Origin of the sequence: Mycobacterium sp. GA-1285, from assembly GCF_001499905.1 — a bacterium.
Classification (GTDB): domain Bacteria; phylum Actinomycetota; class Actinomycetes; order Mycobacteriales; family Mycobacteriaceae; genus Mycobacterium.
This window is the reverse complement of record NZ_LQIS01000023.1, coordinates 13,152-32,157: the sequence shown is the minus strand read 5'-3', so window position 1 is coordinate 32,157 and position 19,006 is coordinate 13,152. Positions and strand designations below refer to the sequence as shown.

Below are 19,006 nucleotides of genomic sequence, written 5' to 3'. Positions count from 1 at the left end.
CACCTCCTCACCGGGAACAAGACTATCGGTCTTATACCAAGACTGTTAGTCTCGAAAATCTCCGTCGGAAGAGAGCGACGTATGGTCGACACCCTCAGCCGGTCTGAACAGGATATCGGCGCGAGCGTCGCAGATCTGTCCGTCCGTGCGCGCGTCTGGTTACTCACCGTCGCCTGCATGGGCGTCGCGCTGGCGATCAGTTCGATGGTCGCCCTCAACGCCGCGCTGCCCGACATCGCCGTGGAAACCACCGCCACCCAGGCGCAGTTGACGTGGGTGGTCGACGGTTACACCTTGGTGCTGGCGTGCCTGTTGTTGCCTGCCGGCGCGATCGGCGACCGGTACGGTCGCCGCGGCGCTCTGCTCGCCGGTCTCGGAATCTTCACGCTGGCCTCGGCCGCGCCGCTGATCTTCGACGGTCCAGTCGCGTTGATCATCGCTCGCGCCGTGGCCGGCGTCGGTGCGGCGTTCGTCATGCCGGCCACGCTGTCGCTGTTGACGGCCGCGTACCCGAAGGCCGAACGCAACAAGGCCGTCGGCATCTGGGCGGGTGTCGCGGGTTCGAGTGCAGTGGTCGGCTTCCTGGGATCCGGTGTGCTGCTCCACTTCTGGTCGTGGCAGTCGATCTTCTGGGCATTCGCGATCTCGGGTGCGGGGCTGTTCTGCCTCGCGTGCACGGTGGCCTCGTCTCGTGATCAGCAAGCGACACCGCTGGACTGGCCAGGAGCGGTATTGGTTGGCGGGGCCGTCGCGGTTTTCGTCTACGGCGTGCTCGAGGCGCCTGCCCACGGCTGGACGCATCCCCTCGTATACGGGTGTATGGCCGCCGGGGTTGTCTTGGCGGCCGCCTTCGCGGCGTGGGAACTGCGCAGCGCGCACCCATTACTCGACGTCCGCTTGTTCGCCAAGGCCGACTTCACCACCGGTGCCGTCGTGGTGACGTTCTTCTTCCTCGCCAACTTCGGATTCTTCTTCGTCTCGATGCAGTACATGCAGCTGTTGCTCGACTACACGCCGCTGCAGACGGCGTTCGCGTTGGCGCCCCTGGTCGCCCCCCTGTTGGTCCTGAGCCTTACCACACCGTGGTATCTGCCACGACTGGGTCTCCGGATCGTCTTGTCCACCGGCCTGACACTGATCGCGGTCGGGCTGTTCTACATGCAAACCCTAGATGTCGACTCGCCGTACTTGGACCTGGCGCTGCCGCTGCTCATCATGTCGACGGGCATCGGGTTATGCACGGCGCCGGCGACTTCGGCGATCATGGGTGCGGTGCCGGACGAGAAGCAGGGGGTCGCGTCGGCGGTCAACGACACCACCCGCGAGGTGGGGGCCGCCCTGGGCATCGCAGTCGCGGGCTCCGTGCTGGCCGCGCAGTACGGCGATAGCCTGCAGCCTCATCTGAGCGCACTACCCGAATCGCTGCGCACCGCCGCGTCGAATTCGTTGGCCGAGGCACTCGAGGTGGCCGCGCGGCTGGGCCCCCAGGGCGCTCGCCTGTCGGAGGCTGCGCAGTTGGCCTTCTTGGAGGCCATGCACATCTCGCTGATCGCTCTCGGCATCCTTTGCGCTGTAGCGGCGGCATTCATCGCACTATGGGCGCCGGGCCGCGACGGCAGGCAACTCCGCTTCATCGAGCGAATGGTCTCGCGGTCAGACGATGAACTCGGCCGCTCGGTGCCCGATCATGACGATGGTGGCGTGCGGACCCCGGCTCGGGATGACGGGTAGCACCGACCCGTCGACCACCCACAACCCGTCGACTCCGCGCACCCGGCATCGCGGGTCCACGACCGCGACGTTGTCGTCATCGCCACCCATCGGCGCCGTCCCCGAGAGGTGCTGCGACGTCGACCATGATGCCGGGCCGACTTCGGCTGTCCCGCCAACGAGTTCACGGGACAACGCGATTCCGGCACGCAGCGTTTCGACGTCGTCGGGTTCAGTGTCGTAACGGTGCTCGATGACGGGAGGCACATCGGGGTCGGCACTGACCACCGTGACCGCTCCGCGTGACTTGGGCCGCATCAACGTCACGCCGATGTGGGGGTGGTCGGCGGGGTCGTCGCGCCGGCCACTCACCATCGCCCCGAAACCCGCTGTGTACGGCCTGATCTCGAGCCCGTCCGCGGTGGTGAGCACGGCCTCGAGGGGTGGGAGCCCATGTGTTTCCGTCCAATTCACCGGTAGCACCCATTCGGGATGGTCCGACATCACCGCTCCGACCGGGAGATCCGCCGCCACCGGTATTCCCACGCTCTCGAGGGTATGTGCTGTGCCTACGCCGGAGAGCATCAGAAGGTGCGCCGATCCGATTGCACCGGCGCACAACACGATCCGGTCCGCCTCGAGATAGACGGCGCCGTTTTGGTCCGCGCACTCGACGCCGACCGCGCGCCCGGCGACGATTCGGATGCGATGCACGCGGGTGTTGGTCAGCAGGATGAGGTTGGAACGGTCCAAGGCCGGCTGCAGATAGGCCCCACCGGGGCCCACACGGGCACCCTGGTGGATGTTCAGCGGCACCGCCCCCACTCCGGCGGCCACCGGCGCCTCGGCGGTCGAGCCGTTCAGATCGGCTATCCACGGATGGCCGGCTTCGGTGGCTGCATTCACGAAAGATGCTGTACAGCCGTCGAATTCGGATACCCGCTGAATCCTTATCGGCCCTTCCGAGCCATGTACCGCATTGTCGAAGTCGAGGTCGGTTTCGATGGCCCGGAAGTGCGGAAGCACATCCGACCATGCCCAGCCGGGCAGTCGCCAGTCATCGAAGTCCGACGGCAGCCCACGGCAGAAGTATCCTCCGTTGACGGCCCCCGATCCCCCAACCACCTCGCCGCGCATGAGCATTGCGTGACGCAGTGGGTCGACGGTCAACGTGGTCGGGTACCGCCGCACCACCGAACTGGCGGTGCCGATGGGCAGCCGCAATCCGTCGCTGATCTGCGCCGAGACCCGTGGGTCGGACGCTCCAGGACCCGATTCGACGACGGTGACCGTGCATGCCGGGTCGGCGGAGAGCCGCTCGGCCAGAACGGATCCGGCGCTGCCGGCACCGACGATCAGGATGTCACTGCGGACGCGAGGAGCAGATGAGGCACTGCGCACGCGAGGAGCAGATGTTTCACTGCGCACGCGAGGAGCAGATGTTTCACTGCGGACGCGACGAGCAGATGAGGTACTGCGCACGCGGCAGGTTCGTCTCAGGTCCGGATCTGGGGTTTGAGCGCACCGAGATGACGCTCACGAACAACGCCGGTCCACAGGCCTGCACCGTAGGCGATGTCGTCGAGGCGCTTGAGGACGAGGTAGGTGAGCAGGCCGACCCGCGGGGTGTCGTCCTCGGCGTTCCGGCTCCGGGTCAACCAGTCGACGACCCCTTCCACGACCGCGGCCACGAGCACGACCTGCCGGCATCGTCGAGACAGGACCGCTGCGATCAGCGCCAGCGGCCAGTAGTGCCTGCACATTGCCACGGCCAACTGCATGGCCGCCGCCCACAGTCCGTGGGCGGCCACCACCGCGACGTCTTTGGGTTCGGTCTCGACGCTCGACAAGGACTTCGCGATGCGGCGGCCGGTGATGGTCGCGACGACGATCGCGGCCAGGTATCCGATCGATGAGCCCATCGCCGTCAGCATCCAGGCCACGAGCGTCCAGCCCGAGATCACCAACGGGGCGACTTTACCGGGGTGGCGCACCGACAGTGGTGCGGCGGCTTCGCCGTAGAAAGATCTGCGCGAGAACCAGTCTCGCAGTTGTGTGCGATGGTCGTGGGCCACCAGCGCGATGGGCTCGTAACGCAAGCGCGCGCCGCATTCGATGAGTCGCCAGCACAGATCGACATCTTCACCCGACGTCAGCGTCTCGTCGAAGCCGCCGATCTCGTTGAGCATCGATCGGCGGCCGATGATGGCGGCACTGGGTACGTAAGACACCGTGCCGTACGGCACCACCGGGGCCTCCCGCAAGCCCAGATCCAGCGACGAGCGCACGGCCTCGTAGCGGGCGACCACGTTGTCCGGTTCGCGCAGGCCGACGATTCGCGGTGCGACCAGGCCCACGGCGGGATCGCAGAAGTGGCCCGACAGCGCCTCGAGCCATCCGCGCCGCGGGACGACGTCACTGTCGAGGAAGGCCACGAAGTCGGTCGTGCACGCGGCCAGCCCGGTGTTGCGGGCCGCCGCGGGCCCACGGCTGCGCTCGTGTCGCAGCACCCGCACCTCACCGTGGACGTCGGCGAAGTCGGTCTCGTCGATCGGCGTCGCAGAGCCGTCATCGACGATGATCACCCGCAGACCGCGCACGGCGGTGAGCAGCCGGCGCACGCCAGAAGCGTTGTCGCGCACCGGTATCACGACCGTCACGTCCCGATGCGATGGGCCGCTGGCGGGACGCGGGTGTGCGACCGTCGCATCGAGCAGGGTCCGGGCCAACTGGGCGCTGACGGCGTCGTGCACTTCGAGCCTGCCGCTGTTGAGCATGGTCTGCGCCGCCGGCGCCAGGCGGAGGAGGCGGGTGGGGGAACCGCCGAGCAGGGCCGACCCGTCGCCGAGGACCTTGACTCGGCGGTCGACCTGCACGGCGAAGCCGTCTGGCAGTCGCGGTCCGGTCATGTCAGCATCCCGTCGCGGTCGGGTGCCCAGCGCGAGATCCGCCGAACGCATGTTTCGACCATGTCGGGAAATATGCGGGCTCCGTCCTCCATGGTGGCGGTGGTGGGATCGCCGAGGACGCCGACCTCACTCACCGCGGCCACCCCGCCCCGCCGCAGCTCGGGGATCAGCTCGCGAAGCGGCGCGATGTTGCCGGGCACCCGCTCGTCGACACGGACGTGCTGCGACGAAATATGTAGCAATACAGACGTTTCGGTGTGACCGGCGTGCGCATCCGCACCCGCTACGGTGCACGAGCACCAGCCCGCATCCCGACCCTCATAGCGCAGCAAAGCGGTCGCGGCGGCCAGGGCTTCGACGTTGCCACCATGGCCGTTGACGAAGACCAGCCGCGACGCCCACCGAGATGCCGACCGGCCGTACTCCACCAGCAACAGTCTCAAGGCGGAGGTCCCGATCGAAATGGTGCCGCTGAACTCCTCGTGCTCACCGCTCGCGCCGTAGCCGATGGCAGGCGCGACCATCCAATTCACGCCGTCGGTGTCAACGAGCCGGTCAGCAACCGCCCGACAGACGGCCGTCGCGATCCGTGTGTCGGTGTCCAGCGGAAGATGAGGGCCGTGCTGTTCGGTGGATCCGACGGGTACGAGGAGGGCTGACGGCTTGCTCTGCAGCTGCTTCGACGTCGCATTCGCGAGCTCGCTGACAGATGGCACTCGCCGATGGTAGGCCGAATTCACCTGTCGTGCGCCAATTGTTGAAGCATGCGCAGCAATTGATTCATTGAATTTTTCGCCACCCGGGCCGGCGTCGCCCCCTCAGTCCCCTGCGCCCCGTCTGTACCAGGAGGTTCGCACGCGGGGTGGCCGTCAGGTGGTCGAACCTTCAGGCACGCCGAGCGCCCGGATGAACCCGGGAGGGACCAGCACATCGTCGGGCACAAGATCATGGACCGAGGCGCGGCCCAGACCCATCAACGCAGAATCGATGCCGCCGCGCAGAACGTCGAGCACGTTCTCGACACCGGCCTGCCCGTTGGCCGCGAGGCCCCACAGGTACGCCCGCCCGATCATGACCGCGCGGGCACCGAGCGCGACCGCCTTGACCACGTCACTGCCCCGTCGGATGCCGCCGTCGAGCACCACCTCGATGTCGTCCCCGACCGCCTCGACGATCGGCGGCAGAGCGCGGATCGACGCGGGTGTCCCGTCCAGGTTGTTACCGCCGTGGTTGGACACCGAGATCGCTGAGACACCCGCGTCCACAGCACGTTTCGCGTCGTCGACACGCATCACACCCTTGAGCATGAAAGGACCGCCCCACAGTTCGCGCAGCCAGGCGATGTCCTCCCAGGTCGGCGGCGGGGTGGCCATCCACTCGCCGTACGCGGCGAAGAACGGCGGACCCTCCTCGCCGCGGGCCGCCTGATTGGGAACCCGCAGGTTCGGCGGCCGCAGCGTTTTACCCCATTGCCACATCCAGCGCGGCTTGGTCAGCCCCGTCGGGAGCATGCGCACGGTGGTGCGCAGGTCCATCTGCTCGGGGATCTTCGGGCTGCCCCAGTCGCGGCCGTGCGAGAAGCTCCAGTCCGTGGTGACGATCAGCCCGACCGCACCCGCCTGCCGTGCGCGCTCGACCCGGGCCGCGATCGCGTCCCGCCCGCCCAGCCAGTACACCTGGAAAAAGAGCTTGGAGTTGGCCGCGATCACCTCTTCGATCGGCTTGCTGGCGAAAGACGACAGGCCCATCGCGGTACCGCGTGCGGCGGCTGCGCGAGCGACCGCGACCTCGCCGTCCGGGTGAACCGCCTGCACCCCCGTCGGCGAGATCACCACCGGCAGCGAAATCTCTTGTCCCATCACGGTGGTGGCGAGATCGCGCTTCTCCGTCGCGCCGACGACGTGCGGCGCGAAGCCCAGCTCGGCGAACGCGTCGACGTTGTCGGATACCGTCACGCCCTTCTCGCTCGCGGCGATGAGCGCCGAGTAGACCGGCTTGGGGAGTCGTCGCCTCGCCCGCTCCTGAGCGGCGGCGACCGTTTCGAACCAGGTGTCGGCCATGATCACACCGGACTTTCGTTGCAGAGGCGTTTCGGAGGCGCTCCGGCGCCGACCTTCGATCGGGGAGGCGCTCCGGCGCCGACATCGGACCGGGGAGGGGATCCGGCGCCGACCTTCGATCGGGGCGGCGTCGTGAGCAGCTTCAGCATCACCGGACCGGATCGCGAGTGGTCGACGCTGGACTTCGGTTTGACCCGCTCGCGAGCCAAGGCGGGAGCGCCGTAGCCCTCCACGCACTCGGGGTCCGGGCCGTCCAACGGCAACCCGGTGAAGAACTTGGCGGCCATGCAGCCGCCGCGGCAGCTGTCATAGTGCCCACAACTGCCGCACGCGCCGGCCGACTGCGGTTCGCGCAGCTCCCGGAAGAGCGGAGCGTTCTTCCAGACATTCTGAAAACCGCCGTCGGACAGGATGTTTCCGGCGTGGAACCGGTCGTGGATGGCGAACGGGCATGCGTAGACGTCGCCGACGGGATCGATGAGGCAGACGACGCGACCGGCACCGCACAGGTTCAGGCCGGCCAGCGCGCCGGGCTCACCCAACCCGGCGAGATGGAAGAACGAGTCGCCCGTGAGTACCCGCTCACCCTTGGCGACCAGCCAGTTGTAGAGCCGGACCTGCTGGTCGGCGGTCGGGTGCAGGTCGTCCCACACGTCGGCGCCGCGACCTGACGGCCGCAGCCGGGTGATCCGCAGCGTGGCACCGTATTGCGCTGCCAGAGCTGCGAACTCGTCGAGTTGGTCGACGTTGTGGCGAGTGACGACCACCGAGATCTTGGCGTCCTTGAAACCGGCGTCCGCGAGGTTCTGCAGTGCACGGGTCGCCATCGCGAACGACCCCGCCCCACGCACGGCGTCGTTGATCTCCGCGGTCGCGCCGTCGAGGGAGATCTGCACGTCGACGTAGTCGCTGGAGGCCAACCGCGCCGCGACCTCCGGCGTGATGCGCACGCCGTTGGTGGAGAACTTCACGCCGACGTGGTGGGCGGTCGCGTAGTCGACCAGCTCCCAGAAGTCGGAGCGCACCGTCGGCTCACCGCCGCCGATGTTGACGTAGAAGACCTGCATGCGCTCGAGCTCGTCGATGACGTCCTTGCACTGCTGGGTGGTCAGTTCACGGGGGTCGCGCTTACCTGACGAGGACAGGCAGTGCACGCACGCGAGGTTGCACGCGTAGGTCAGTTCCCAGGTCAGGCAGATCGGGGCGTCGAGGCCGTGCTCGAACTGCTCGACCAGCCGCGGCACACGTACGGTTTCCGTTGATGTCATTGCGGCACCAGCATTTTCGATCGAGCAAGCACGCCGAGTGCTTGCAGGTACGGTGCCTGCTGCGTGTCGTCGATGCCGGCGGCACGGCAGGCGGATCGGACGTCGGGATGGTCGGACAACGTGTTGACGACGTCGACGATGGTCCGGTTCTTCAGGAACGACAGCTTGCGCGTTCCGAAGTGGTAGAGCAGCGCCCCGAACGGCTCCGGCCGCACCGCCACCTGGTGGTGCAGCCGCCAGCCGAGCTCCGGGTCGAATGCCGCGTCGTTGTCGGACACGGTGCCTTCCTCGGGCGCCGCGGACGACGAGGTCACGGTCAGTAGACCCCGCACATCCCGTCGATCGACACCTCTTCGACCAGTGTCTCGCCCACCAGCTCGTCGCCGTCCACCTGCTGATTCGGTTCCATTTGAGTCCGCCTTTCAATTCGCCGGTTCTCGACAACTGTGATCGAGGTCGCAATAATATGGCATCGAGTGCCTAAATGGAAAGGGGACCCCAGATGGGGCCGGACCAGCACCGGGTGGGCCGCCGGCGCTCGACGACGTGGGACCACATCAGCAACGTGGCCATCGACCTCTTTGCCACGCACGGATTCGAAGACGTCAGCGTGGACGACATCGCCGAAGCCGCGGGAATCGCCCGGCGCACACTGTTCCGCTATTACCCGTCCAAGAATGCCCTGCCCTGGGGCGATTTCGACGCTCATCTGACCCGCATGCGAGATCTGCTGGCAGACCTCGATCCGAAGGTGCCGATCGGTGATGCGCTGCGCACGGCGTTGCTGGCGTTCAACAGCTTCGATGCCGCCGAGACGGCGCGCCACCGCATGCGCATGCGGGTCATCCTGGAGACCGCCGCACTGCAGGCCTATTCGATGACCATGTACGCCGGGTGGCGCGGCGTGGTCGCGGATTTCGCCGCCAAACGCCTCAACACCACCGCTGGTGACCTCGTGCCACAGACGGTGGCGTGGACGATGCTCGGCGTCGCGCTCTCCGCGTATGAACACTGGCTCGCCGACGAGTCGGTTCCGCTGGCGCAGGCGCTCGGCGCGGCGTTCGACACCGTCGCCGACGGGCTGTGGGCACTGGATCGCTGAAGCCACCACCCCCTTTGCGCTCGCAGAAAAGTTCGGCCAGACCCGTCGGAGTTGGGCGCGCAACGGCGACGATATGTGTGTGAGCGCCGAACCGAGTCGCACCGACGCTCCGCGGGAACTGCTGGCGCTGTACGACGAAGCGTTACCGGTGGTGTACGGATACTTCGTCCGACGCTGTGGTGACCGTGGAACCGCCGAAGACCTGACGTCGGAAACCTTCCTGGCGGCAATGGATACCGCCAGAAGGACCGCTCCGCCGCCGATGACCGTGCCGTGGTTGCTCGGTGTGGCACGCCACAAGCTGGCCGACCACTACCGTCGCCGCCATGACCGGTTCAGCACCCCGGTCGCCGAACTGCCCGAACTCGTCGAGCCGCCCGACGACTGGGATGCCGAGCTCGACCGCATCGTCGCCGAGAGCGTGCTGGCCAAGCTGCCCGAGCACCACCGCACTGTCCTGGCGCTGCGCTACATGGACGACTGCTCGGTGCCCGAGTGCGCCGAGCTCATCGGCCGTACGGTGCATGCCACCGAGGCGCTGCTGGTGCGGGCCCGCAAGGCGTTTCGCGCTCACTACCCGGAACCGGAAGGGAGGAAGTCGTGAACAACAGCCACGATCCGCTGAACGTGCTGCGCGGCGACGAGCTTCCGGTCGCCCCCGACCCGGCATTCGCGACCGGGCTGCGCGCACGGCTGGAGTCGGCTCTTTTGCTACCGAATCGAACCCAGGAGGTTGTCATGAGTGGCACGGATACCGCGATCGCCGAACTGGCCGATCCGACGGTCGAGTCCGCGGGGGCACCGCGCGCCGCGGCTCTTCCGTACTTGACGGTCGGCAATGCGCGCGATGCGATCGCGTGGTACGTCGAGGCGTTCGGCGCCACGGTGGTCGGGAAACCCTTCGAGATGGACGACGGTCGCATCGGCCACGCCGAGTTGGCGATGGGCGACGGTGTGCTCTATCTCGCCGACGAGTATCCCGAGATCGGACTGAAAGCTCCTGCACGGCATTCTGTTTCGGTGAGCTTGATGCTGCATGTCGGCGATACCGACGCAGCGCTCGAACGGGCGCGCAGGCATGGGGCGGAGGTACAGCGCGAGCCGTACGAGAACTACGGCGCCCGCAACGCCGCGATCGTCGATCCGTTCGGCCACCGCTGGATGCTCAGCGGACCGTCGACGGGTACGGCCGTCCCGATTCAGCACGGGGACGTCGGCTACGTGTCGGTGTGGGTGCCCGACGCCGACCGGGCCGCGGCGTTCTACGGTCATGTGCTCGGCTGGGCCTACGACCCCGCGACTCATCAGGTGACCAACACCGACCAGCGCATCGGCATCTTCAGCGTCGAGAGACCGCAGGGCATGCTCTGCTGCTATGCGGTCACCGACCTCGACGGTGCGCGGCAGTCGATCCTCGACGGCGGCGGCACCGTGGGCCAGACCCAGGAGTTCGACTTCGGGACCGTTCTCGACGCCACCGACCCCGCCGGCACGGCGTTCGCGGTCTTCCGGCCGGCCTCCGGCACACCGCGTCCAGCGCTCAATGGCACTGGGCCGGGCGAACTTTCGTACATCACATATCAGGTCCCGGACTCCACCGCGTTCAAGGAGTTCTACAGCAGGTTCTTGTTCTGGACCTTCGAGCCAGGTCGTATCGAGGACGGCTGGGCGGTGCGCGAGACGCATCCGATGTCCGGCGTCGCCGGCGGGAACTCCGAGGTGGTGACCCTGCCGATGTGGAAGGTCACTGACATCGACGCCGCCGTGGCCCGGGTGCGCGAGGCGGGCGGCACCGTCATCGACGAGCCCTCCCAGCAGTCCTACGGAAAGTCGGCGCTGTGCACCGACGACCAGGGCACCCGGTTCTACCTCGGCGAGCACTAGGGGTGATTTCGGTGCACTACCGATCGAGCGGCGATAGGAAGAGCACTCAACCCGCTCAGCGGAGAAGGTCGGCGATGGGTGCGCGCGCGGCGATCTTGGATCGCACCTTCATCACCTTGCCCGGCATACCCCCACCGACGACTCCGGCCACCACGCCATCGCGCTCGTAGTAGGCGAGGAACTTGCGCCCGTCGTCCTCGACGACGTGCACCACGTCTTCGGCCTCCGGTTCGCCGAGGCATTGGATCTTGACGTCGTATTGATCGCTCCAGAAGTACGGCACCGAGACCGCGGTCGGCGGTTCCTGCCCGAGCATCGTCGGCACCAGGACACGGGCTTGGTCGGCGACGTTGCTCCAATGCTCAACGCGCACTTGATGACCGAGACGGTGACGCCACGACGCGACGTCGCCGATAGCCCAGACATGCGGCGCACTGGCGCGGCCGTGGTCGTCGCAGACCACCCCGTTGTCGAGCTTCAGCCCGCTGTCTTCCAGCCAGTCGGTCGCCGGATGCGAGCCGATGCCGACGACCACCAGATCCGCCTCCAGTTCGGTGCCGTCGCTGAGCACCACCTTCTCGACGCGATCCGAACCCCGCACCTCCGAAACGCCGACGCCGCAGCGGACGTCGACACCCTCGGCGCGATGCACCCGGGCGACGAGCTCACCGATCCGCTCGCCGAGCACCGACGCCAGGGGCGCCGGTTGCGGCTCCACCAAGGCGACCTCGACGCCGAGCTTGCGCAGGCTCGCCGCCACCTCGCAGCCGATGAACCCGGCACCGACGACGACGGCGCGGCGGGCCGAGCCGGCCTCCTGGCGAAGGGCCACGCTCTCGTCGTAATTCCGCAACACGTGGATACCCGTGAGGTCGGGGAAGGACGGAATACGCTTGGGCACCAGGCCCGTAGCGATGATGAGTTCGTCGTAGTGCAGCTCGGTGCCGTCGGCGAGGGTCAACGTCTGTGCAGCCGTGTCGACAGACCGCGCACCGTTACCCAGCCGCACGGTGATGTCGTTCTCTTTGTAGAACTCCGCGGGCTTGAGGGTGACGTCGTCGGTCTCGGCGCGCAGCACCTCCTTCGACAGGGGAGGCCGGTCGTATGGCAGGTGGTCTTCGTCGCTGACGATCGTGACCGGACCGGTGTATTCCGACCGGCGCAACTGTTCGGCGGTACGGGCGGCCGCGAGTCCGCCGCCGACGATGACGATGCCCGCTGATGTGGTCATGGGCAGTTCTTACACGATCCCTACGCCCATTTGTCCGCCACCCCGCCCATTGGTGCTCAGCCGCGATCGCGGTCGATGACGTTGGACAGCACGACGATGCTCTCGCTGCGCTCGACGTGGGCGGCCGAGCGGATACGTTCCAACGCCGCCTCCAGGTGCCGCATGTCGCGCGCAACGACGTGCAGGATCGCGTCGGCGGCGCCCGTCACAGTGGCTGCGCTGATGACCTCCGGGATGTCGATCCATGCCGCCCGCAATCGTTCTGGGGCGATGGTTCCGTGACGGAACACCTGTACGTATGACTCGGTGGTCCAGCCGAGGGCGGTCCGGTCGACGACGGTCGTGAAGCCGCGGATGACGCCGTTGTCGAGCATGCGGTCGACCCGGCGTTTCACCGCGGGCGCGGACAGATTGACCAGCTCCCCGATCTCGGCGTAGGTCGCGCGCGCGTCATCGGCCAGCGCGGCCAGAATCTGCTCGTCGGTCGAGTCGAGGCGGTCCACTGTCACCTCCACACAACAATTCACCGTTTCGAGCAACAGTACACAACAAATCGCTGCTCAACACGCAACATCCAACGATTGATTGCAGCAAATGGCGTCTTACCGTTGGTTCATGACGTCTCTCAGTCTCGGCACGGCCGTCCGGTCCGGTCGCCGATCCCGGCGTGAGGCCCGTTTGCGCCACTACGCCATGACGCCGCCGACGTATTTCAACGTCAAGTATTCGATCAATCCGTGGATGGACATCACAGCGCCCGTCGACACCGCGCTGGCCATCGCCCAGTGGGAGAGGTTGAGGCGGACATATCAGGAACTCGGGCACGTCGTCGAACTCGTCGAGCCCGTCTGCGGACTTCCCGACATGGTGTACGCCGCCAACGGCGGCCTGGTGGTCGGCGGTACGGCTGTTGTCGCGAAATTCGCCTACCCGCAGCGCACGGGGGAAGCCGCCGCGTACGCCGAATGGATGGCCCACCGTGGATACGAACCCGTGCGGACCCGCCACACCAACGAAGGCCAGGGTGACGTGCTCGTTGCTGGTTCGATCTTGTTGGCGGGGTATGGATTTCGGACGGAGCGCCGTGCACACGGCGAGATCGCGCAGTTGGTGGGGCGGCCGGCGTACAGCTTCGAACTGGTCGATCCGCGGTTCTACCATCTCGATACCGCCCTCGGTGGCGAGTTCCGACGCCTTCGCGCTCGGCCTCAACGTGGTGTCCGACGGGCGCAACGTCGTGCTGCCGGCCGCGGCCACCGGGTTCGCCGCCCAACTGCGCGACGCCGGATTCAACCCGGTCGGCGTCGACCTCTCCGAGCTGCTCAAGGGCGGCGGATCGATCAAATGCTGCACGCTGGAGGTGCATCCGTGACCACACTGGAAGCGACGGGTCCCGCGATCGCGATCGACGACCACTGCGTGGCGCACAACTATGCACCGCTTCCGATCATCGCCGCCTGCGCCGAGGGGGCGTGGATCACCGATGTGGAGGGCCGTCGCTACCTGGACTGCCTGGCCGCATACTCGGCGGTCAACTTCGGCCACCGCAACCCGGAGATCACCGCGGTCGCGCACGCCCAGCTGGACACCGTGACGTTGGTCAGCCGCGCGTTCCACTCCGACCGGCTCGCCCCCTTCTGCGCCGCGCTGGCCGAGCTGTGCGGCAAGGACATGGTGCTGCCGATGAACAGCGGCGCCGAGGCCGTCGAGAGCGGGATCAAGGTGGCCCGCAAATGGGGCTGTGACGTCAAGGGCATCCCCGAAAACTCGGCGAATATCGTCGTGGCACACAACAACTTTCATGGACGGACCACCACCATCGTCAGCTTCTCCGACGATCAGGCCGCCCGTCGCGGCTTCGGGCCGTACACCCCTGGGTTCCGCGCCGCGCCGTTCGGCGACCCCGACGCCTTCGCCGACGCGATCGACGACAACACGGTCGCGGTGCTGATCGAACCGATCCAGGGTGAGGCGGGGATCATCGTTCCGCCAGACGACTTCCTGCCGCGCCTTCGGTCGCTGTGCTCCCAGCGCAACGTGCTGTTGATCGCCGACGAGATCCAATCCGGCCTGGCCCGCACCGGGAAGACCTTCGCCTGCGAGCACTGGGGGGTTGTTCCCGACGTCTATCTGCTGGGAAAGGCGCTCGGCGGAGGGGTGATGCCTTTGTCGGCGGTGGTGGCCGACTCCGACGTTCTCGGCGTACTACATCCCGGCGAGCACGGCTCGACGTTCGGCGGTAATCCGTTGGCCGCTGCGATCGGCTCGACCGTTGTGGCGATACTGCGGCGTGGCGAATTCCAGTGTCGTTCAGCACAACTCGGTGTACACATGCACCGCCGGCTGCGGGCCTTGATCGGTCGGGGCGTTGTCGCGGTCCGCGGCACGGGTCTGTGGGCCGGTGTCGACATCGATCCTTGCGTGGGCACCGCCAAGCAGGTCAGTCTGCGTCTGGCGCAGCGCGGCGTTCTCGTCAAGGACACCCACGGTTCGACCCTGCGATTGGCCCCTCCCCTCGTGATCACCGAGGACGAGATCGACTGGGCCGTCGGTCAGTTCGCCGCCGTCCTCGCTGACTGAGCCCGCCCCCGGCAGAGGTCAGTGCTTCATCGCGCCGCGGTCGACGGCGATCTGGCTGCCGGATAGGGTCTTGGATCCGTCGCCGGCGAGCCACGCGACGACATCGGCCACTTCCTCGGGCTCCATGAACCCCTGCAGCCCCTTGTTCTCCGCGTCGAGCGGGTGGTATGGCATCGGCGCGAAGCTGTGCAGATAACTGGGATGCTTGGCGAATATCGCCATCATGGCGTCTTTTTCGACCATCGGTGTCTCGATGGAGTAGGGGTGAATCGAGTTCACCCGGATCCCAAACTCGCCGGCCTCGATCGCCAGCGAGTTGGTGAGCGCAGTCAGACCGTGCTTGGACGCCGCGTAATGCGCGTTGCCGGGTGTCGCCTTCAGCCCGGCCGACGAGCTGACGATGATGACCGATCCGCCGTTACCCGCAGCGATCATGGCCGGCAGCGCCGCCCGGATGGTGCGCCACGTCCCGTTCAGGTTGACGTCGATAACGGTGTCCCACTGTTCTTCCGACATTTCCCAGATGCGGCCCCAGCTCAGCACACCAGCGTTGGCGACCAGGATGTCGAGCCTGCCGAACTGCTCGACGCCGTCGCCCACCACCTGCTGCAGCGCGGCCAGGTCCCGGATGTCGACCTCGCGGGCCAGTACTTTGCGACCCGTCGCTTCGACCGCCCGCACCGTCTCGGCCAGTTCCTCGGATGTCGCCATCGGATAGCTGATGGTCTCCGAAATCGGGGCGCAGACGTCGATCGCGATGATGTCGGCGCCCTCGCCGGCCAGTCGGACCGCGTGCGCCCGACCCTGGCCGCGCGCGGCGCCGGTGATGAAGGCCACTCGGCCTTCCAGGGGTCGGTTGATCGCCGTCACCGCTGCTCCTTCCGGAATCCTCCCCCACCGCGAGCGACCGTGTCTGTGCGCGACACGCCGCCCCGGCGCGGACATCCGCGTTCGCTCGCCGGAGGCGAGAGCCTGCGGACAGGCTAACAGCCGAACTGGAACGTGTTCCTGTGCGGTTGGGTGCGGTCAGAGGTCCGCGATTATCTGCTGGCGCTTCGCCGTGTACTCGTCCTCGGAGATCGACCCCATCGCGCGCAGCGTCTCGAGTTCCTGCAGGCGCTGCGCGGTCGACGGGTGCGGCGGAGCGACCGACGGGGCGGCAGTCGATGCCGTGGGAGGTGGCGTCATGCCGGGTGGCACCTGCTGAGCGGCGGCCCGTCGCACCACGTCTTGAACCTGCTGGCGTGCAACGGGATTCGATCTCAGGTCGATCATGTTGTCGAGCCCGATGTTGTTCGCCTTGAGAATCTGGAGAATCTCCATCAGCGGCTCGGTTTGGCCCGTCAGGTCATACGTCCTGTTGTCCTCGGCGATGGTGAAGTTGGCGGGCATCATCCCGCTCACCAAACCGCTGCGCTCCCAATCGATCTGATACTCGCTCGTCATCGGATCCACCAGCGCGACCAGTTTTCGGTTGGTGATCATAGGTAGTCTCGAGATCGAGGCGATCACCCGGTCCTGGCTGGCGAACGGCGCGATACCGGGTCCCGAGATTTGCAAATCGAGCTTCACCAACGGTTGTTCGTTGATCCGCGTTCCGGTTTCGTGAATGCCAGTGACCCGAGCAAGCGCCAGCACTCCCGTCTTCTCGAGCGCGGCGGTCCTGGCGGCCGATCGAGCTCCACCGGCGGTGATCGCCAGCGCGATCAGCACATCCGCGGCGGTGATCAGCAGCCCGGTCCAAAACATCCATTTCAGCGTCGGGTCGCCACCCATGGCGAAGTAGAGCACCAAGAAGATCGGCCCGACAATCCCGCACAGCAGCACGAACGCTTGGACCTTGATGTAACGCCACAACATCGTCTGTCACGCTCCCGTCGTCCGCGTTCTGCGTGTCAGATTAACGCCAATCACCCGTCAGCGAGCCGTATCGTCGTGCGATGGCGTCGGTGGAGAAGTCGCGGTCGGGGTGGACGTTGGCTGCCGTCGCACTGGCGCTGTTCTGTGTGCAGATCGACTACTTCGCGATGAACCTCGCCGTCCCGCGCATGGCAGTCGAGTTCGGCAGCACCACAACCGACCTGCAGTGGGTCGTCAGCGTATACATGCTGGCGTTGGGTTCCTTCATGGTTCCCGCCGGCCGCATCGGCGACATTCTCGGCCGCCGTCGAACACTGCTCGCCGGGGTCGCACTGTTCGGCGTCGCCTCCGCAGCGTGCGCGATCGCGCCGAGCCTCGGCGTGCTGATCGCCTTCCGGGTGGCGCAGGGGTTGGGCGCGGCGCTGATCTTCCCGGTGTCGGTTAGCGTGCTGACCAATGCGTACGGCGCCGCGAGAGCCGGCCGATCGATCGGATTGGCCTACGGCATAGCCGCTTTGGGAAATGCGGCCGGCCCCCTTGTCGGTGGGTTGTTCACCGACACCATCGGCTGGCGCTGGATCTTCTGGTTGAACGTGCCCTTGACCGTCGCGTCGCTCGCCATCGGGGCGCGCGTCGTCCGTGAATCCTTCGACGAGTCGGCGCCTCGGCGCATCGATACGGCGGGGCTGGCGTTGATCAGCATCGGGATCGGGTTGTTCACGTTGACCTTCGATAGGGCGCCCGGCTGGGGTTGGCTGTCGGTGTCGACGCTCGTCGCGTTCACCGGTTCGCTGGTTGCGTTGGCCGCGTTCGTCATCGTGGAGAACAGGGTCCGGTGGCCTCTGGTTGACCTGTCGCTAATCCGCAACGCGAAATTCACGATCCTGGTGGTGGCCGGCGCCGTCGCGAACATCGCCTACGCGGTGACCATCTTCTTGTCGACCATGTTCCTGCAGGAGGTGCGGGGACTCGACCCGTTGACCGCGGGACTGGCGTTCCTCGGCCCATCGGCGGGCGCGGCGATCGGGGGTGTGGTGGCGGGCAGGCTCGGCACTCGACGCTCGCCGGCATTGGTGATGGGTTCGACGACCGTCGTCGCCGCCTTGAGCCTCGGCACCGTCGCGGTATCCCCCGACTGGGTGCTTTACCTCGTTGCGCTCAGCGCGTGCGGACTGACGCTGGGTCTGGTCTATGCATTCACCACCGTGGCGACGCAAGCAGTGGTGCGTCCGGAGCGGGCCGGAGAGGCCGCCGGGGTGACGCTGACGGTGTTGGTGTCGCTGGCCGGGGTCGGCGTAGCGGTCTCGTCGACTGTTCTGGAGATGTTGCAGCGCAACGGGATAACGGCCGCCGACGCGATCGACGGGATCCTGGCGGTGCTGGCGATGGTGCTCCTTGCCGCCGGAGCGGTCGTGCTGTGGACCGCCCGGCGAATGGCTACTCGGCCGGTGCCGTCGTGTCCATCGGTGTCTCCGCGGCCAGCGGGATGACCGGAAGCGCCTCGGGCGCCTGCGAAGTCGCGGGCCCGGGGCCGATGAGTTGATAAAGCGGCTGAGTCCAGCGGTATCCACCGGAAGATTTCGTATAACTGGTGTGAATCACGGTCGAAACCTTCGACACCTCTTCGGCGTCGGGGTCGTAGTCGCAGACCGCATCGCCGAGCTCGCACACGCTGATCGTTCGTGCGCCGATGGCTGGCGGCAACGGCTTCGGTGCGTGGGCGAGAATCGGCCAGTCCTGGGCGACCCCCTTGCCGGCGCCCGGGACGCTGGTGACCGAGCCGATGTTGATGGTCGGGTCCTCGGGCAGGCGGTCACCGTCCGCGATCAGCAACGCGGCAACCACGTTCGGGTTCGTCCCGGCGGTGTGCAGATTGCGGTGCACCACCATCGCGCCCTGCGAATAGCCGGCGAGCACCACCTTCGACTCAGGGCAACGCTGGGTGAACGCCGTGTACTGCGATCCGAGCGCCGCTGCACCGGTGTCGACGCTGCCCATGAACCCGAGCCACTCCCCGACGCCTCCGTCGTCATCGGGCACCGCGATCGCGGGATACTCGACGGCCTCGGCCGTCATCGTCCGCCCGTCGGCGGTCACCAGCTGCTGCACGTCGAGATAGGACTGGTAGATGTCGTCGCCCATCCCGGCGTTCGAGCTCAGGTCGCCGTCACGCTGTCCCGAGCCCGCCGCGCCGAACCAGTGCACGTCGGGGCAAGCAGGTGCGGCGTTAGCCGACGCCGTGGAAAGACCCGCGAATGCGGCGGCCGCGATCGCGGCGGCGCTGGCGACCGTGGTGAGACGACCGAACATGAACCCTTACCCTTCTTCGCCCCGACCAGGGCATACGCGAAGTACATCGTCGTGGCGTCCGTCGGCGTTACCCCCCCACATTCGCGAGATGT

Annotated in this window: 18 protein-coding genes and 1 pseudogene; 7 read left to right on the top strand and 12 right to left on the bottom strand. The window is 67.0% G+C overall.

From position 1 onward, the window contains the following. Positions 1–81: 81 nt before the first annotated feature. On the top strand, positions 82–1,731 hold the full coding sequence (locus tag AU193_RS13855) for an MFS transporter (RefSeq protein WP_064422948.1): 1,650 nt from the start codon (positions 82–84) through the stop codon (positions 1,729–1,731). Here the strand turns inward: AU193_RS13855 and mftG are convergent. The 7 genes from mftG to mftA all read right to left on the bottom strand — a co-directional run bounded on the left by mftG (position 1,654) and on the right by mftA (position 8,356). Further along, positions 1,654–3,111, bottom strand: a complete 1,458-nt coding sequence (mftG, locus tag AU193_RS13850) for a mycofactocin system GMC family oxidoreductase MftG (RefSeq protein ID WP_064422947.1) — start codon at positions 3,109–3,111, stop codon at positions 1,654–1,656. The two genes, AU193_RS13855 and mftG, sit on opposite strands and share 78 nt — an antisense overlap. Before the next feature lie 95 nt (positions 3,112–3,206). Further along, positions 3,207–4,619, bottom strand: a complete 1,413-nt coding sequence (gene mftF, locus AU193_RS13845; RefSeq protein ID WP_064422946.1) for a mycofactocin biosynthesis glycosyltransferase MftF — start codon at positions 4,617–4,619, stop codon at positions 3,207–3,209. Continuing rightward, complete coding sequence (mftE, locus tag AU193_RS13840) at positions 4,616–5,359, bottom strand: mycofactocin biosynthesis peptidyl-dipeptidase MftE (protein ID WP_064422945.1); 744 nt, start codon at positions 5,357–5,359, stop codon at positions 4,616–4,618. Before mftE ends, mftF begins: the two co-directional genes overlap by 4 nt. A gap of 129 nt (positions 5,360–5,488) precedes the next feature. Then, positions 5,489–6,679 (bottom strand): pre-mycofactocin synthase MftD, encoded by a 1,191-nt coding sequence (gene mftD, locus AU193_RS13835; protein ID WP_064423142.1) that lies wholly within the window; start codon positions 6,677–6,679, stop codon positions 5,489–5,491. 2 nt (positions 6,680–6,681) lie between these two features. Then, a complete protein-coding gene (mftC, locus tag AU193_RS13830; protein WP_064422944.1) occupies positions 6,682–7,947 on the bottom strand; it encodes a mycofactocin radical SAM maturase in 1,266 nt (421 codons plus the stop codon). Next, positions 7,944–8,261 carry a mycofactocin biosynthesis chaperone MftB gene (gene mftB, locus AU193_RS13825; RefSeq protein ID WP_253867823.1) on the bottom strand — a complete coding sequence of 106 codons (318 nt, stop codon included), beginning with the start codon at positions 8,259–8,261 and terminating at the stop codon, positions 7,944–7,946. The genes mftC and mftB overlap by 4 nt, the downstream gene beginning before the upstream one ends. Positions 8,262–8,263: 2 nt before the next feature. Then, complete coding sequence (gene mftA / locus AU193_RS22840) at positions 8,264–8,356, bottom strand: mycofactocin precursor MftA (protein WP_082682971.1); 93 nt, start codon at positions 8,354–8,356, stop codon at positions 8,264–8,266. A 93-nt stretch (positions 8,357–8,449) separates the two neighbouring features. Here mftA and mftR point away from each other — a divergent pair, with 93 nt between their 5' ends. The 3 genes from mftR to AU193_RS13805 all read left to right on the top strand — a co-directional run bounded on the left by mftR (position 8,450) and on the right by AU193_RS13805 (position 10,933). Continuing rightward, positions 8,450–9,049 carry a mycofactocin system transcriptional regulator gene (gene mftR / locus AU193_RS13815; protein WP_064422943.1) on the top strand — a complete coding sequence of 200 codons (600 nt, stop codon included), beginning with the start codon at positions 8,450–8,452 and terminating at the stop codon, positions 9,047–9,049. 73 nt (positions 9,050–9,122) lie between these two features. Next, the gene (locus AU193_RS13810; RefSeq protein WP_371259201.1) at positions 9,123–9,653 is read left to right on the top strand and encodes an RNA polymerase sigma factor; all 531 of its coding nucleotides are present in this window, start codon (positions 9,123–9,125) and stop codon (positions 9,651–9,653) included. Continuing rightward, positions 9,650–10,933 (top strand): VOC family protein, encoded by a 1,284-nt coding sequence (locus AU193_RS13805; RefSeq protein WP_064422941.1) that lies wholly within the window; start codon positions 9,650–9,652, stop codon positions 10,931–10,933. Before AU193_RS13810 ends, AU193_RS13805 begins: the two co-directional genes overlap by 4 nt. 55 nt (positions 10,934–10,988) lie before the next feature. On the opposite strand, the gene AU193_RS13800 is transcribed toward AU193_RS13805, so the two are convergent. Further along, positions 10,989–12,164 carry an NAD(P)/FAD-dependent oxidoreductase gene (locus AU193_RS13800; protein WP_064422940.1) on the bottom strand — a complete coding sequence of 392 codons (1,176 nt, stop codon included), beginning with the start codon at positions 12,162–12,164 and terminating at the stop codon, positions 10,989–10,991. Positions 12,165–12,220: 56 nt separating this feature from the next. Further along, positions 12,221–12,667 carry an Lrp/AsnC family transcriptional regulator gene (locus AU193_RS13795; protein WP_064423140.1) on the bottom strand — a complete coding sequence of 149 codons (447 nt, stop codon included), beginning with the start codon at positions 12,665–12,667 and terminating at the stop codon, positions 12,221–12,223. 112 nt (positions 12,668–12,779) lie between these two features. On the opposite strand from AU193_RS13795, the pseudogene AU193_RS23140 reads away from it, so the two are divergent. Both AU193_RS23140 and rocD read left to right on the top strand, forming a co-directional pair. Beyond that, positions 12,780–13,536: pseudogene (locus AU193_RS23140) on the top strand (dimethylarginine dimethylaminohydrolase family protein). Next, positions 13,533–14,744 (top strand): ornithine--oxo-acid transaminase, encoded by a 1,212-nt coding sequence (rocD, locus tag AU193_RS13785; RefSeq protein WP_305728628.1) that lies wholly within the window; start codon positions 13,533–13,535, stop codon positions 14,742–14,744. The pseudogene AU193_RS23140 and the gene rocD overlap by 4 nt, the downstream one beginning before the upstream one ends. A gap of 18 nt (positions 14,745–14,762) precedes the next feature. On the opposite strand, the gene AU193_RS13780 is transcribed toward rocD, so the two are convergent. Beyond that, positions 14,763–15,614 (bottom strand): mycofactocin-coupled SDR family oxidoreductase, encoded by an 852-nt coding sequence (locus AU193_RS13780; RefSeq protein ID WP_253867821.1) that lies wholly within the window; start codon positions 15,612–15,614, stop codon positions 14,763–14,765. 156 nt (positions 15,615–15,770) lie between these two features. Beyond that, a complete protein-coding gene (locus AU193_RS13775; RefSeq protein ID WP_064422938.1) occupies positions 15,771–16,604 on the bottom strand; it encodes an SHOCT domain-containing protein in 834 nt (277 codons plus the stop codon). Positions 16,605–16,684: 80 nt separating this feature from the next. On the opposite strand from AU193_RS13775, the gene AU193_RS13770 reads away from it, so the two are divergent. Beyond that, positions 16,685–18,094: an MFS transporter gene (locus AU193_RS13770; RefSeq protein ID WP_064422937.1), complete on the top strand. Its 1,410-nt coding sequence runs from the start codon at positions 16,685–16,687 to the stop codon at positions 18,092–18,094. Here AU193_RS13770 and AU193_RS13765 read toward each other — a convergent pair. Next, complete coding sequence (locus AU193_RS13765; protein WP_064422936.1) at positions 18,042–18,914, bottom strand: cutinase family protein; 873 nt, start codon at positions 18,912–18,914, stop codon at positions 18,042–18,044. The two genes, AU193_RS13770 and AU193_RS13765, sit on opposite strands and share 53 nt — an antisense overlap. Positions 18,915–19,006 lie beyond the last annotated feature (92 nt).